Genomic DNA, 13,714 nt, shown 5'->3' with positions numbered 1-13,714 from the left:
TTTGGGATAATGATGTTGAATTGAGCTAAATTGCGTCAAAGTAGTTCGATCTCTTCTTGGTCAAATCGACTTTGTCGCTCAGCTTGCAGTCTTATTTCGTCTTGGTCGGATTGAGCAAGAGGTAGGTCAAACCAGAAGGTTGTCCCAACATCTGGTTCGCTTGCCATGCGAATCACGCTGCTGTGTTTCTCTAAAATTCCTCTCACGATGGAGAGACCAAGACCAGTTCCTACTTCTGTATGGACCGCATTTTCTACGCGATAAAACCTTTCAAAAATGCGTTGTTGTTTGTCTTCGCTGATTCCATAACCTGTGTCACTCACTTCCACCCGCAGTTTTGGAAGAGGTGAAACCATTTCGCATTGCGGTGCCTGCAGTGAATCCTCTGGAAGAGGCCCCATCCAGCAACTGTCGGGCCAGGCGTAAGCGCGTATCACGATGCGGCTCCCGCTTCGGCTGAACTTGAGAGCATTCCCAACGAGATTGTCCAGCACCTGGAGGATCAGGTCCCAATTGCCAAGAATGTCTGGTAGATCGATCGAGGCTTCAAGGTCTAGCTCCACTTGTTTGTCGGAAGCGTTCAGTTGATAACTGCGGAGGGTTTGCTCTAGGCCAGGCCTGAGATCGAGTTCAGTAAACTGAACGCTGGGATGGGACTCGAGTCTTGAAAGATCGAGGACATCGTTCACGAGTCGTGTGAGTCGATCCGTTTCTGCATTGGCAATGCCGAGAAACTCTTGTTTGTCTGTGTCGCTGAGTTGATCCCCCATTTCGTACAGGGTTTCGACGTAGCTCTTGATGTTGAACAGCGGAGTGCGCAGTTCATGGGACACGTTGCTGATGAAGCGGCTTTGGGCCGCGTTGAGCTCCACTTCTCTTGTGAGATCTTGCATGGTGACCGCGATCCCTTTCAGGTTTTCTCCGCTGGGTTCTCGTACGGCTTGGAGCACGAAACGCAGGGTGCGCGGCGGCTCCCCGATGCTGCTTCGTAATTCATTGCTGTCACGGCCTTGATTCAGGACTCCATCGAGAGGCTCATGGAGCTCGTTGGCTAATAAGTCTGGAATCGAATTGAGAAAATCCTGTCCTTCAAGATTGCGACCCTCCCAGCGAAACAAGCGTCGAGCCGTTGGATTGGCCAACACAATTTGTCCTTTCTCATCCAGCAAGACCGCGCCATCCGCCATCGTTGCAATCAGAGAGGCCTGCTTTACCTGGGCAGCCTGCAACTCTTCAATGTTGGCGGCGTCGTAGTCCTGGAGCTGCAAGGCCATCGCATTAAAGCCATCCAACAACTCCCCAAGTTCTCCCCCTATGGGGAGGCCGATACGGGCTTGGAAATCACCAGCAGCAATGGATCGAACGCCGCGTAGCAGTTCCTTCACGGGTCGGGTAATGGTCAATGCATTGAACACAGCGCCAAGAATCACCAGAACCCAGATCGAGATGAAAACGGCCACGGTGACCTCGCGGGTGAGCGAGGCACTCGCAAGAGCCGAGTCATTGGGATTCACCCCGAGGGCGAGAACACCGAGGTAGCGACCCTCCTGAATCAAGGGCACAAAAACATCGGTCACTTGCCCATCAGGCGTCAAATGTTGACGGACAAGGGGATTTTTAGGCCTCGATCTCAGTTCACTGGGGAGTTCAAGACGTCGATTAAGACGTAGGTCACCTCTGGTATCGGCGTCATTCCCACTGATGGGAATGCCGAGGTAAACGACGCCTTCGGGATCAGCAAAAAAGATGTAGCGAAGGCTGCGGCTTGAACGCCAAAACTGTTCGGCCACATTGGCCAGTTCTCGGTCATGTCCGTCTGCCACTAGCTCGGTAACATTTCCCGCTAGCAGCAGCCCCAAGTCGCGGGCGTAGCGGGTGTCATTCATCACCGCATCGCGTTGGATCCCATTGAGCGCGAAAAAGGTAATGCTGGTCATCATCAGGCTCACCACGAGCGTGGCGATGGCCAGAAGTTTGGTCTGAAGGCTGAATTCGGCCCACCAGAGGCGGATGCCACTCCAAAGACCCTCTTGCTCTGGGGCCGTATCCGAAGAGACTGACCCTGCCCATGAGGATGCAGTGGAGTTCGCAGAAGCTGGTGCCGAACCGCTACTCATGGTGCATCAATGCTTAATAAAGCTTAGGTGCGCGCACTTGATGGCCAATGTCTGTCCTGAATTGCATGCCGTCGTAACGGATCTGCGAAAGTCCTTCGTAGGCCTTTGCGAAGGCCTGATCAAAATCCGTCGACTGAGCCACCATCGCCAAAACGCGGCCGCCTGAGGTCTCCAGTACCCCCTCGGCGCTATGTCGCGTTCCCGCGTGAAATAACTGAATTGCGTCAGTGGTGGTTGGGGCGGGGTTGAGCTCAAGCGCAATCGGATCGCCTTTGCGAGGGCTGTCGGGATAGCCAGCTGCCGCCGCCACCACGCAGGCACTGCACAGTTTCACTTGCGTGAGCGGTGGTGCATCTGCAAGACGTCCGAGTGCACAGGCCTGGAGCACTCGAGCGAGTTCAGGCCCCATCAGAGGCATCAGGGTTTGGCACTCCGGATCGCCAAAGCGGCAATTGAATTCGATCACCTGTGGCCCCTCGGCAGTGAGCATTAGCCCTGCATAGATGACCCCTCGGTAGATGATTCCTCGCTTACGTAAGGCTGCAAGGGTTGGTTCCAGGATCAGTTCACGCGCCTGTTTGAGACCCGCGTGATCGAGAAGGGGGGCTGGTGCATAAGCCCCCATCCCTCCGGTATTGGGTCCTTGATCCCCCTCCATGAGTCGTTTGTGATCCTGAGCAGGCGGAAGCAGAACCATGTCCTCGCCATCACAGAGGGCAAACACCGACACTTCTGGCCCTGTTAGGCGTTCTTCCAGGACAAGCCGCTCACCGGCCTGTCCGAACCGACCTTGAAAAGCTTCTTGAATGGCGGCTGCAGTCTCCTCCACGGTGTCCGCCACGGTCACCCCTTTCCCCGCCGCGAGCCCATCTGCCTTCACAACCAAGGGGCGTTGCAGTTGTTGCAGAAGAGCAATCCCCTCCTGCTCATTGGCCACGGTCCAGTACCCAGCAGTGGGAATCCCAGCTTCTTGCATTAATTGCTTCGACCAGGCTTTGCTCGCTTCAAGCTGTGCACCCTCCGCGCTCGGGCCAAAGACCGCAAAGCCCTGTCCTCGAAGCGTGTCTGCAAGACCATCGGCTAAGGGGGCTTCTGGACCGATCACCACCAAATCGATGGCGTGGTCGCTGCACGCCGCAACCATGCCTTCGTGATCCGATTCTGCGATCGCCAGTGGCGTACAGCCTCCCAAATCGCCTGTGCCAGCGTTTCCTGGGCTGATCCAGATGCCTTCGATCTCTGGACAACGTCTGAACGCCCAGGCCAACGCCTGCTCTCGGCCGCCACCTCCGACCACGAGCACATTGCGCAACGGCGGCAGCGAGAGGGGACGGGTGGTGGAGATGGACATGGGCGGGTGCGTAACGGGGGGTGACCCCTAGGTTTGGAATGCAGGCGCAATGCTCGGAGCGTTGTCCTGACCTGTCCATCTTTGTTGAACGACTGTCAGCCCATGGGGCTTTCTTCCCTGCCACTGTTGTTTTTATTGGCGGCAGCACCGCCGATGGAGGTGGTGCCAGTGCCACCTGTTGCCTTGCCGATGACCCCAGAGGCCTTCGAAACGGTCCTTGAAGCAGGTGGTATTAACGAGTTATCAGCGGCGTGTGCCGATTCGGATCGTTTTGGATTGCAAGAGCGCCTTCGTCTGCTGCGCAACCGTTTGATGTTGGTGGCACCTTCACCGCAACCGTTTGCTGTTGTGATGGCGAATGCCCGGGCGCTGATGGCCTGTAAGGCCCCCGATAGCACCCAGATCGTGCTGAGTCGATTTGGACCTGGGCCAGGAAGGCAACGAAAGGAATGGTTGCTGCTGTCATGGCAAGCCGCCAGTGCTGCCCTCGATCACGACCGAGCTGTGCTTGCGCTTCGTCGTTTGGCTAATGGGAATCTCACGCGTCTCGATACTGAGCAATTGATCGTGGGCCAATCGGATGATGGCTTGCCGCTTACTCGTTCAGCTCTTGATCTGCTGGCGAACCATGAGTTAGCAGCCGGCCGGCCCGAGGAGGCCGTCACGGTTCTCCTGGCGGGTCGTACTCCAGGTGTTGTGGCATCGCGCAGGCTTGGCCAAGTTGCTGAGTTGCTGGCGCCGCTTGATCCAGAGCGCGGTGATCTATTGCTGGAAGCGGCTTTGGATCAAGCTGCAGCTGAGCAAGCCTGGGGGCTGGCTGAAGATTTGCTCCGCCTGCAGTTGCGTTTGGCGCAGCAGCAGGGTGGCGATGCCGACCGACCTCGCGAACGGTTGCGTCGTTTGGCGAGCCGGGTTGATGACCGTTTTACGCTTCTCGAGTTGGAACAGATGTCCCCGGATTTGGATCCTCAGCGTGTGCAAGACCTTGAGGACCAGCTCCGCTCCCCTCGAGCTGCCGGTGGACATGCCTCCCTGGGAGAATCGGATTCATCCGAAGCTCCTGCTTCCAATCCATTGGCCACTCCATGACCAGCACCCGTGGGTCTCTTCTCTATGAGGGCAAGGCCAAACGCATCTATGCCTCAAACAAAGAGGCTGAGGTTTTGGTTGAATTCAAGAACGATGCCACTGCTTTTAATGCCCAAAAGCGTGCACAACTTGAAGACAAAGGACGACTTAATTGTCAGATATCGGCGTGTCTGTTCGAATTGCTGGAACGGGAAGGAATACCAACTCATTACTGCGGGTTGGAGTCGGATCATTGGATGGTGGTCCAACGGGTCAAGGTGATTCCGATTGAAGTAGTGCTGCGCAATGTGGCCACAGGATCACTCTGCCGTCAAACCCCAATTGCTCAAGGCACTCTCTTGGATCCTGCACTGCTGGATCTTTATTACAAGGATGATGATCTTGGTGATCCTCTTTTGACAGAGTCGCGCTTGTTCTTACTTGACTTGGTCAGTCCGGAAAGTCGTCAGGAAATCGAGACGTTGGCAAGACAGGTCAACGCTGTTTTGACTCCTTTCTTCTCTGCTCTCAATCTTCAATTGGTGGATTTCAAGCTCGAACTTGGATGGAACGAAGCGGGTGAATTACTTGTGGCTGACGAGATCAGCCCAGACACCTGCCGCCTTTGGGACATGAACCTTCGGGATGAAAAGGAACGAATTTTGGACAAGGATCGATTCCGTCAAGACCTTGGCGGAGTGATTGAGGCCTACGGGGAGGTCTGCAAACGGGTCCAAGGGGCCACCCCCAAACCCCGCAACTACAGGTAAGGTCACCGGACATTTCCGGCCAATTCGGCCGATATCCGCACCACCTCATGGTCAATCCCTCCTCATGCCGAACCAGGAACGCCGTTCGGCGAGGAGCTGTGGGGCTTGCTCTGGCCCTGCCGCTTCTGACCACCCTTCCTGTTCGAGCACAAGCTGAGGCTGACTCTGATCAGAGTTCGGAAGAACAGATCCAGCTCGAAGATGCGTTAACTGGGGAGACCAACGAGCCCCAATCTGCACCTCAAGCTGTGGAGGTGGAGGAGTTTGAAGGTGCGCAGGAAGCGCCAGTTGCTGCAGAAAACGAAGTCCCTGAGCAGCCCAGAGTGCTGATTACAGAGGTGATGATCGAAGGGATCGATGGTCACCCAGAGCAAGAGCGGGTGGAACTGGCTGCTTATGACGCCATGACCGTTCGCCCTGGTAGTCGCGTTACTAGGGATGAACTGAAAGTTGATTTGGAGGCGATCTACGCCACTGGCTGGTTCTCCGATGTACGGATCGAACCGGTTAATGGCCCTCTTGGCGTGCAACTGGTGGTTCAAGTTGTTCCCAATCCAGTACTCACAAAAGTTGAGCTGCTGCCTGAAGACAATGAGATTCCTCCGCAGGTCATTGAGGATGCCTTCAGTTCCGATTACGGACGCACGCTGAATCTCTCCGAGCTTCAGCTTCGGATGAAAGAACTTCAGACGTGGTATTCAAACGAGGGGTACGCCCTTGCAAGGGTCACAGGTCCAACGCGAGTTAGTCCAGATGGAGTTGTACAGCTCAAAGTTGTTATTGGCACGGTCGCTGGCGTTGAAGTGCAGTTCCTCAATAAGGAAGGCGAAACCACTGACGAAAAAGGTGAGCCGATTCGAGGAAAAACTAAACCATGGGTTGTTACGAGAGAAATCTCGATCAAGCCAGGAGAGGCCTTCAATCGCAACCAACTTGAGGGTGATATCAAACGTCTTTATGGAACGTCGCTATTCAGTGACGTCAAAGTCACATTAAAACCTGTTGCGGGAAATCCAGGCGAAGTCAATATTGTTCTGGGAATCGTTGAACAATCCACCGGTTCTCTTTCTGGCGGCTTGGGCTATAGCCAGAGCCAGGGAGTCTTTGGTCAAATTCAACTTCAAGATAGTAATCTTTTCGGTAGAGCATGGAATATTGCGCTCAACCTGACATACGGTCAATTTGGAGGTCTTGCTAATTTTACGTTCACTGACCCGTGGATCAAGGGAGATTCACACCGCACTTCCTTCCGCACTTCTATTTTTCTGAGCCGAGAAGTTCCTCAGGTTTTTCAAAGTCAGGATAAGGGTGACATCGTTACAGTCACTGATTATGAGGATAATAATTCTTCTCAGGCTTACGAAATTAATAACACAAGGAATCCTGCCGGCCGTAAATTTGATAATGTTGATGATGCTACAAAGCTTTTCCCTGAGGACAGTTGGTTTGACTACGAGGGAGATACTGTAGTCCTGCAGAGGGTTGGAGGTAATGTTATCTTCGCTCGTCCACTAAATGGTGGAGATCCCTACAAAAATGCTCCCTGGCAGATCCTTGTCGGGATGAATGTTCAAAATGTTAGGCCGATTAATTTTGAGGGTAGTTCCCGTATTTTTGCTACGCCTAATAAGCGCGACAAAAATGATATCCCTAACGAGAATATAATTTGCATTGCTTATAATTGCGCAACTGAGAACAATCTTGCTGGATTGCGTCTTGCTGCAACGTATAACTCGTTAAACGATCCGCGGAACCCTACGTCCGGAAATTTCTTTAGTTTCGGAACCGAGCAATTTTTGTCTGTTGGAGAGGATTCTCCAACTTTTAATAGAGTCAAGGCTAGTTACACTCAATTTTTTCCAGTTAACTGGTTGAAGATTGCTAAGGGTTGTCGGCCTAAGCCCGGCGAGAAACTGAATTGCCCGCAGTCGATCGGACTCCAAATTAAGGCAGGTTCGATTGTTGGTGATCTTCCTCCCTATGAAGCCTTTTGTCTGGGAGGTTCTAATTCGGTTCGTGGTTGGTTTGATTGTGACTTGGCGGTTGGGCGAAGCTATGGCGAAGCAACTTTGGAATACAGATTCCCGCTTATTAGTATATTTGCAGGAGAATTATTTGTTGACGCCGGTACTGATTTTGGGTCCCAGAACAATGTTCCGGGGAAGCCTGGCAAATTGCTCAAAAAGCCAGGATCAGGCTTCTCCATCGGTACCGGTGTGATTGTGACAACGCCAGTCGGCCCTCTGCGTCTAGAGGTTGCCAGTCAGGATTTCACTGGTGAGTGGCGATTCAATTTGGGTGTTGGCTGGAAGTTCTAATGATGTCTTGGCCTGCTGATTACAACAGGCCTTGGACGTTGGCATCCAGTGTGTCGCGCTCAGGGATTGGTTTACATAGCGGACAGCAATGTCAAGTCACCCTTGTCCCCTCCGAGCAGGAAGGTTTCTATGTGCGTTGGCTTGATCAAACCTCAGCCCCCGTACGTCTCGATCCTTCACAGGTGCGCGACAGCCAGTTGTGTACCACCCTCGATTTCGGCGAGAGACAGCTTTCTACGGTGGAACATTTGCTCGCTGCTGTTGCTGGCTGCGGGGTTTCCCATGTTGAACTTCAGGTATCGGGTACGGAAATACCGCTTCTCGACGGTTCCGCTTTGGGTTGGGTGGAGGCGATCGCTGAAGCTGGGTTGACGACAGCGTCGACACCACGTCGTCCCCCCTTGGTGCTCTCTGAACCGCTGGCTTTTTATCGCGGAAGTAGCGCCATCGTTGCGACGCCTGCTGATCGTTTCACGCTGGTAGGCGTGATTGACTTTCCTCAGGAAGCGATTGGTCGTCAGCAATTAGCCCTAGAGCTCTCTCCTCAGACGTTTATTGATGAGATTGCCCCTGCTCGGACCTTTGGGTTTCGCGAGCAAGTGGAACAACTCCGCTCCTCTGGTCTCATTCGTGGCGGCGCCTTAGATAACGCGCTCGTTTGTGATGGAGATTCCTGGGTGAATCCCCCGCTGCGTTTCCAAGATGAACCAGTGCGCCATAAGATCTTGGACTTAATCGGAGATCTGGCTCTCGTGGGTTTCCCTCAAGCCCAAGTGCTGGTCTATCGCGGATCTCACGGCCTTCATACTGAATTGGCCGCGGCACTTGCCGATCAACTCGTTCCTCAACGCTGAGCCACTTGACCGTTCTTGCCTCTAACGACCCTCCAACAGCGGTGCTGAATGCCGAGCAGATCATGGGTTTGCTGCCGCATCGTTATCCATTTGCCTTGGTGGATCGTGTGCTGGAGCACGTTCCAGGCGAACGCGCTGTTGCGCTCAAGAACGTCACCTTTAATGAGCCACAGTTCCAGGGACATTTCCCTGGTCGACCTCTGATGCCAGGGGTTTTGATTGTGGAAGCGATGGCTCAGGTGGGTGGGTTGATTGTGACTCAGATGCCAGATCTCCCAAAGGGCCTGTTCGTGTTCGCCGGAATTGATGGAGTTCGTTTTCGTCGGCCGGTGGTTCCAGGGGATCAGTTAAGGATTACGTGCGAGTTGCTCAGCCTGAAACGCAAGCGTTTTGGCAAAGTGAAAGCGGAGGCCACGGTGGATGGACAGCTTGTCTGTTCCGGTGAGCTGATGTTTTCTCTGGTGGATTGATCGTGATGAGTGAGGAGCTCTCCACATCAGTGATCACGGACGATCGCCCTGCCCAGGTCCATCCGATGGCGGTGGTTGATCCCAGAGCAGAACTCGCCCATGGCGTTGTGATCGGTCCTGGAGCCGTGATAGGCCCTGAGGTGAGCATTGGGGCTAACACCTGGATCGGTCCTCACGTGGTGCTCGATGGTCTGCTGCGAATTGGTGCGCACAATCGCATTTACCCCGGTGCTTGTTTGGGGCAAGAACCTCAGGATTTGAAATACAAAGGTGCTCCGACTGAGGTTGTGATTGGTGATCACAACACCATTCGTGAATGCGTCACGATCAATCGTGCCACTGATGAAGGAGAGCAAACTCGGATCGGTGACAACAACTTGCTCATGGCTTATTGCCACCTTGGGCATAACTGTTTGCTTGGAAACAACATTGTGATGTCGAATGGCATCCAAGTAGCAGGCCACGTGCTGATTGAAGATCGGGCTGTGATTGGTGGTTGTTTAGGAATTCACCAATTCGTCCACATCGGTGGCATGGCCATGGTTGGCGGCATGACCCGTGTGGATCGTGATGTTCCTCCTTACTGTCTCGTGGAAGGTCATCCAGGCAGGGTCCGGGGCCTCAATCGTGTGGGCTTGAGGCGCCAGGGCCTGCACCGCCTCGAGGGGGGCCAGGAATTCAAACAGCTTCAGGACATTTGGTCGTTGCTTTATCGCTCCGATTACGTCATTGCTGACGGCTTAAACCTTGCGAGGCAGCAGGCTTTGCTGCCTGCCGCGAATCATCTCTGCACGTTTTTGGAGGGTTCCTTGTCGAAAGGTCGACGGGGCCCCATGCCTCCCCCATCTAGTCGCTGATGGTGCGTCTGCTCATCAGCACCGGCGAGGTGTCAGGAGATTTGCAGGGAAGCCTGCTAATTCAGGCTCTTTGGCGTGTAGCGAAGCGTCGTGGACTCGATTTAGAAGTTCTCGCTCTGGGGGGTGAGCGGATGCAGTCAGCCGGAGCTGAGTTGCTGGCCGATACATCTCCGATGGGAGCGATTGGTTTGTGGGAAGCCCTTCCTTTGGTGGTTCCCACGATTCGATTGCAAGCCAGGGTGGATCGGGTGTTGAAAGAGCGCCCACCCGATGGGGTGGTGTTAATCGATTACATGGGCGCCAACGTGCGCTTGGGCCACAGTCTCAGAGGCCGTCTCCCGGATGTGCCAATCACTTATTACATCGCCCCCCAGGAATGGGCTTGGCGCATTGGGGAAGGAGGCACCAAAAGTTTGCTGCAGTTCACAGATCGCATCCTGGCGATTTTCCCTGAAGAAGCTGAGTTTTATTCCGGTCGAGGCGCTGAGGTCACCTGGGTGGGGCATCCCCTTCTCGATATGGTTCCGGTTTCATCCGATCGCCAGGCTGCTCGGCGTGCGTTGGGTTTGCCCTCGGAAGGAGCTCTCTTGCTCTTGATGCCTGCATCGCGGCCTCAGGAACTGCGATATCTCATGCCCGAATTGGTGCAGGCTGCCGCCACCCTTCAAGCGCGTGACCCATCTCTGAATGTGATCGTGCCTGCCGGATTGGAGCGCTTTGAGGAGCCATTGCAACATGCTCTGGATCAAGCGGGGGTTCGCGGGACCGTCATCCCCGCCGACCAGGCGGATGCCATGAAGCCCAACCTGTTTGCAGCGGCCGATTTGGCACTTGGTAAATCGGGCACCGTGAATTTGGAATTGGCTTTGCAGGGTGTACCGCAAGTGGTTGGCTATCGCGTCAGCCGTGTCACCGCTTGGGTGGCACGAAGAATTCTCCGCTTTCACGTGGATCACATTTCGCCGGTCAATCTTCTGCTGAAAGAGCGACTGGTGCCGGAGCTGTTGCAGGAGGATTTCAACGCCGAACAGCTGGTGGCATTGGCCATTCCGCTGTTGGAGAACCAATCGGTTCGGCAAAGGGTTTTGGATGGGTATCAGCGCTTGCGTGACACCCTTGGTGAACCGGGTGTGACCGACCGTGCTGCGGAAGCCATCCTTGACCAGATCAAACAGCCCTCTTGAGCTCATGCGTGCATTGATCCCACTGGTTTTGACCAGCATTGTGTTGTTGAGTCCGATGTCAGCCCTGGCAGCTGTCCAGGATGCTGTCCTTGCTGGCGGCTGCTTTTGGTGCCTTGAACATGATTTAGAGGATGTTGCAGGTGTGATCTCAGCTGAAAGTGGGTACAGCGGTGGTCATGTGGAGAACCCTACTTATCAACAAGTGAGTGGTGAAAAAAGTGGGCATCAAGAGGTGGTACGTGTTCGCTTTGATTCCGATAAAATCAGTTATGCCAACCTTTTACAGCACTATTGGCGCAACATTGACCCTCTCGATGGGGAAGGCCAGTTTTGTGATAGAGGTGATTCGTATCGGCCAGTTATTTTCACTTCTGGGGAGAAGCAGGCCGCAGCTGCTCAGGCAAGTGTTGCCTCTGCTGCAAATGAATTAGGGGTGCCAAAATCTAAGATAAAAGTGCAGATTCTTGATGCAGTTCGTTTCTGGCCTGCGGAGGATTATCATCAAAATTACGCTAATAATAATGAGCTTCGCTATCGCTATTACCGCTTCAGTTGTGGGCGCGATCGCCGCCTTGATGCCGTGTGGGGGGAGCGTGCAAGATCAGGTACAGCGTGGGTGAAGCCAGTGGCGCCATGAATCCCCCCTCTCCAGAATCCTAAGAAAATCTGTGATTTGATCATTGGTTTCATTCAGGCGTTTCTCAGTAAAGATGCGGGTTTTCCCCTCTCGACGCTCCCAGACTTTGTCCTTACCATTAGGCCAAGATTTGTGGAGGGGCTGTATGTATCTGCTGACGATCAAGGATGGTCTGGTGACGCGTCACGTGGGTCCTTATCCGTCGCCGAAGCTTGCTTCCGATGATTTGGATCGCGTGCTTGCCACTTGTTCTGAGAGGGCACGCTGGCAGATTCATGCACTTGAGTGCCCACGTGCCATGACTGCGGTTGCGTCCTAATCGGCCCGTCGGCCTGGATAACCGCTGAGAAGACCGCTTTCGATCATTAAACCGATGCCTGCATTAATGCAGATCAGGCTGAGGGTTCCATACCAGAACCAAGGACCACGGTCCTGTCCAAGCATCTGAATAATCCTTCGACTGATGGCTTCCCCAAAGAGGCAGAGTCCTGCAGGTAAAAGCAGAACTCCAAGTTGAGCTCGCACGTACCAGCGTATGGGTCTGGAAGCCATTCGTTTTGGTTGTTTCACAGTCTTGGAAAAACCTAGTTCTCGGCCTGCTGTGTTTGAGCGCACACCCAACTCACCAAGGTGCGTACTCCGTAGCCGGTGGCTCCAGCAGGATCCATTCCTCTCCCCTTGTCGCTCCACACCGTGCCCGCGATGTCGATATGCGCCCATGGAATGGAGCTTCTAACGAACTCCTTGAGGAATAAAGCGGCTGTAATGGAGCCTCCTGGACGGGGACCTGTGTTTTTTAGGTCCGCAAGGAGTGATTTGAGGCCCTTGCGATAAGCCTGGTGCATTGGCATCCGCCAGAGCCCCTCACCTGCATCTTTTGCTGCTCCCTCTAAGGAGTTGGCAAGTGAGTCGTCTCCAGTCCAAAGTCCAGCAATCTCGTCGCCAAGTGCAATCACGCAGGCACCGGTCAATGTGGCCAGGTCAACGATGGCATCGGGTTCAAGCTCGGATGCGTACACCAAGGCATCAGCGAGGGTGAGTCGACCTTCTGCATCCGTGTTGTTGATTTCAATTGTGGTGCCGTTAGATGCGGTGACGATGTCACCTGGATGCACTGCAGAGCCGTTGATCATGTTTTCGCATGACGCCACCAGCATGTGCACTTCAACCCCCTGGGGGCGGAGCTCAGCGATCGAGCGCATCGCGCCAAGCACTGCTGCACTGCCTCCCATATCGAATTTCATCATGTCGATCTGAGCAGCACCCACTTTCAGGTTGTAACCACCGGAATCAAAGGTGAGCCCCTTGCCGACCAAGACCACCCGTTTCGTGGCAGGACCGGAAGGGCGGTAGGTGAGATGGATGAACTTGGGATCCATATCTGAGCCTTGGCAGACTGAAAGGAACGACCCCATTCCCCTCGCTTCACAGTCGCTCCGCTCAAGCACCTTCAAGTCCAAGCCATGCTCGTGCGCCATCTGAGCAGCGCTCTCGGCAAGGGCGGATGGAGTCACACTGTTTGGAGGTGCCGCAACGAGCTCTCTTGCGAGTTCTACCCCTGCGCAAATGGGATGCACCGCTTCGAGGGCGCTGCTGAGGGTGTTGGGGAGGGGGCCTAGCAGTTCAAGTCGCTCGGGGTGGATGCTGGGCTCGGGTTTACTGCGAAAACGTTGATCGCTGTAGAGCGCAAGCCTGACCGCTTGCGCTGCAACGGTCACCGCTTCTGCAGGATCAACAGCGTTCCACGGCAGTAACAACCCAATGCTGCCCGTCTGGTTCTTGCTCGCCCGGGCCGCCGCAGCGCCCGCCTGTCGAAAGCTATTGACATCAAGTGCTTCAAGAGGCCCCAGGCCTATGAGTACGAGGGATTCGCAGTTGGGGTTGAGGAGTTGAAGGCTCGCGCTCTCTCCGTTTTTTCCTTGGAACTTGCGCTGTTCCAACCAGTCGCCAAGGGAGATGGAAAAGCGTTCCTCCATCGCTGGTATCCAGCCATTGGGATCACCCTCTGCAATGCCTAGGGCCAACACGGTTCCCGACCAGGCCTGTGGCTGGGCCGAAGAAAGGGAGATCTGCATGGAGATTGGGCGC

At 54.5% G+C, this 13,714-nt stretch carries 12 protein-coding genes; 8 read left to right on the top strand and 4 right to left on the bottom strand.

Annotation, left to right across the window (positions count from 1 at the left end):
- Positions 1-35: 35 nt before the first annotated feature.
- Positions 36-2,117: an ATP-binding protein gene (locus SYNC_RS10200; RefSeq protein ID WP_011620129.1), complete on the bottom strand. Its 2,082-nt coding sequence runs from the start codon at positions 2,115-2,117 to the stop codon at positions 36-38.
- Between the two features lie 13 nt (positions 2,118-2,130).
- Entirely contained in the window at positions 2,131-3,468 is a 1,338-nt protein-coding gene (gene purD, locus SYNC_RS10195; protein WP_011620128.1) for a phosphoribosylamine--glycine ligase, read from the bottom strand.
- A 102-nt stretch (positions 3,469-3,570) separates the two neighbouring features.
- On the opposite strand from purD, the gene SYNC_RS10190 reads away from it, so the two are divergent.
- From SYNC_RS10190 to msrA, 8 genes are read left to right on the top strand one after another with little or no spacing between them, the layout of a single operon-like run.
- The gene (locus SYNC_RS10190; protein ID WP_011620127.1) at positions 3,571-4,557 is read left to right on the top strand and encodes a hypothetical protein; all 987 of its coding nucleotides are present in this window, start codon (positions 3,571-3,573) and stop codon (positions 4,555-4,557) included.
- On the top strand, positions 4,554-5,306 hold the full coding sequence (gene purC / locus SYNC_RS10185; RefSeq protein WP_011620126.1) for a phosphoribosylaminoimidazolesuccinocarboxamide synthase: 753 nt from the start codon (positions 4,554-4,556) through the stop codon (positions 5,304-5,306). Before SYNC_RS10190 ends, purC begins: the two co-directional genes overlap by 4 nt.
- Before the next feature lie 47 nt (positions 5,307-5,353).
- Positions 5,354-7,624 carry a BamA/TamA family outer membrane protein gene (locus SYNC_RS10180; protein ID WP_041426674.1) on the top strand — a complete coding sequence of 757 codons (2,271 nt, stop codon included), beginning with the start codon at positions 5,354-5,356 and terminating at the stop codon, positions 7,622-7,624.
- Entirely contained in the window at positions 7,624-8,478 is an 855-nt protein-coding gene (lpxC, locus tag SYNC_RS10175) for a UDP-3-O-acyl-N-acetylglucosamine deacetylase (RefSeq protein ID WP_041426673.1), read from the top strand. Before SYNC_RS10180 ends, lpxC begins: the two co-directional genes overlap by 1 nt.
- 41 nt (positions 8,479-8,519) lie before the next feature.
- On the top strand, positions 8,520-8,948 hold the full coding sequence (fabZ, locus tag SYNC_RS10170) for a 3-hydroxyacyl-ACP dehydratase FabZ (RefSeq protein ID WP_041427083.1): 429 nt from the start codon (positions 8,520-8,522) through the stop codon (positions 8,946-8,948).
- Between the two features lie 5 nt (positions 8,949-8,953).
- Positions 8,954-9,805 carry an acyl-ACP--UDP-N-acetylglucosamine O-acyltransferase gene (lpxA, locus tag SYNC_RS10165; RefSeq protein ID WP_041427082.1) on the top strand — a complete coding sequence of 284 codons (852 nt, stop codon included), beginning with the start codon at positions 8,954-8,956 and terminating at the stop codon, positions 9,803-9,805.
- Complete coding sequence (gene lpxB, locus SYNC_RS10160) at positions 9,805-10,989, top strand: lipid-A-disaccharide synthase (RefSeq protein ID WP_041426672.1); 1,185 nt, start codon at positions 9,805-9,807, stop codon at positions 10,987-10,989. Before lpxA ends, lpxB begins: the two co-directional genes overlap by 1 nt.
- 4 nt (positions 10,990-10,993) lie before the next feature.
- Entirely contained in the window at positions 10,994-11,626 is a 633-nt protein-coding gene (gene msrA, locus SYNC_RS10155) for a peptide-methionine (S)-S-oxide reductase MsrA (protein WP_041426671.1), read from the top strand.
- A gap of 315 nt (positions 11,627-11,941) precedes the next feature.
- Here the strand turns inward: msrA and SYNC_RS10150 are convergent, their stop codons facing one another.
- Both SYNC_RS10150 and SYNC_RS10145 read right to left on the bottom strand, forming a co-directional pair.
- Positions 11,942-12,178, bottom strand: a complete 237-nt coding sequence (locus SYNC_RS10150) for a hypothetical protein (RefSeq protein ID WP_011620119.1) — start codon at positions 12,176-12,178, stop codon at positions 11,942-11,944.
- A 32-nt stretch (positions 12,179-12,210) separates the two neighbouring features.
- A complete protein-coding gene (locus SYNC_RS10145; RefSeq protein ID WP_011620118.1) occupies positions 12,211-13,701 on the bottom strand; it encodes a leucyl aminopeptidase in 1,491 nt (496 codons plus the stop codon).
- Positions 13,702-13,714 lie beyond the last annotated feature (13 nt).

Origin of the sequence: Synechococcus sp. CC9311, assembly GCF_000014585.1 — a bacterium.
Lineage (GTDB): Bacteria > Cyanobacteriota > Cyanobacteriia > PCC-6307 > Cyanobiaceae > Synechococcus_C.
Note: the sequence above shows the minus strand (reverse complement) of the source record. Positions and strands in the feature narration are given on the sequence as shown.

Bases quoted from the DNA above. Each gene is read 5' to 3' on its own strand.
- msrA (WP_041426671.1), top strand. From the start codon at position 10,994: ATGCGTGCATTGATCCCACTGGTTTTGACCAGCATTGTGTTGTTGAGT.
- purC (WP_011620126.1), top strand. From the start codon at position 4,554: ATGACCAGCACCCGTGGGTCTCTTCTCTATGAGGGCAAGGCCAAACGC.
- lpxA (WP_041427082.1), top strand. From the start codon at position 8,954: ATGAGTGAGGAGCTCTCCACATCAGTGATCACGGACGATCGCCCTGCC.
- SYNC_RS10180 (WP_041426674.1), top strand. From the start codon at position 5,354: ATGGTCAATCCCTCCTCATGCCGAACCAGGAACGCCGTTCGGCGAGGA.
- lpxC (WP_041426673.1), top strand. From the start codon at position 7,624: ATGATGTCTTGGCCTGCTGATTACAACAGGCCTTGGACGTTGGCATCC.
- SYNC_RS10150 (WP_011620119.1), bottom strand. From the start codon at position 12,178: ATGGCTTCCAGACCCATACGCTGGTACGTGCGAGCTCAACTTGGAGTT.
- SYNC_RS10200 (WP_011620129.1), bottom strand. From the start codon at position 2,117: ATGAGTAGCGGTTCGGCACCAGCTTCTGCGAACTCCACTGCATCCTCA.
- SYNC_RS10145 (WP_011620118.1), bottom strand. From the start codon at position 13,701: ATGCAGATCTCCCTTTCTTCGGCCCAGCCACAGGCCTGGTCGGGAACC.
- purD (WP_011620128.1), bottom strand. From the start codon at position 3,468: ATGTCCATCTCCACCACCCGTCCCCTCTCGCTGCCGCCGTTGCGCAAT.
- lpxB (WP_041426672.1), top strand. From the start codon at position 9,805: ATGGTGCGTCTGCTCATCAGCACCGGCGAGGTGTCAGGAGATTTGCAG.
- SYNC_RS10190 (WP_011620127.1), top strand. From the start codon at position 3,571: ATGGGGCTTTCTTCCCTGCCACTGTTGTTTTTATTGGCGGCAGCACCG.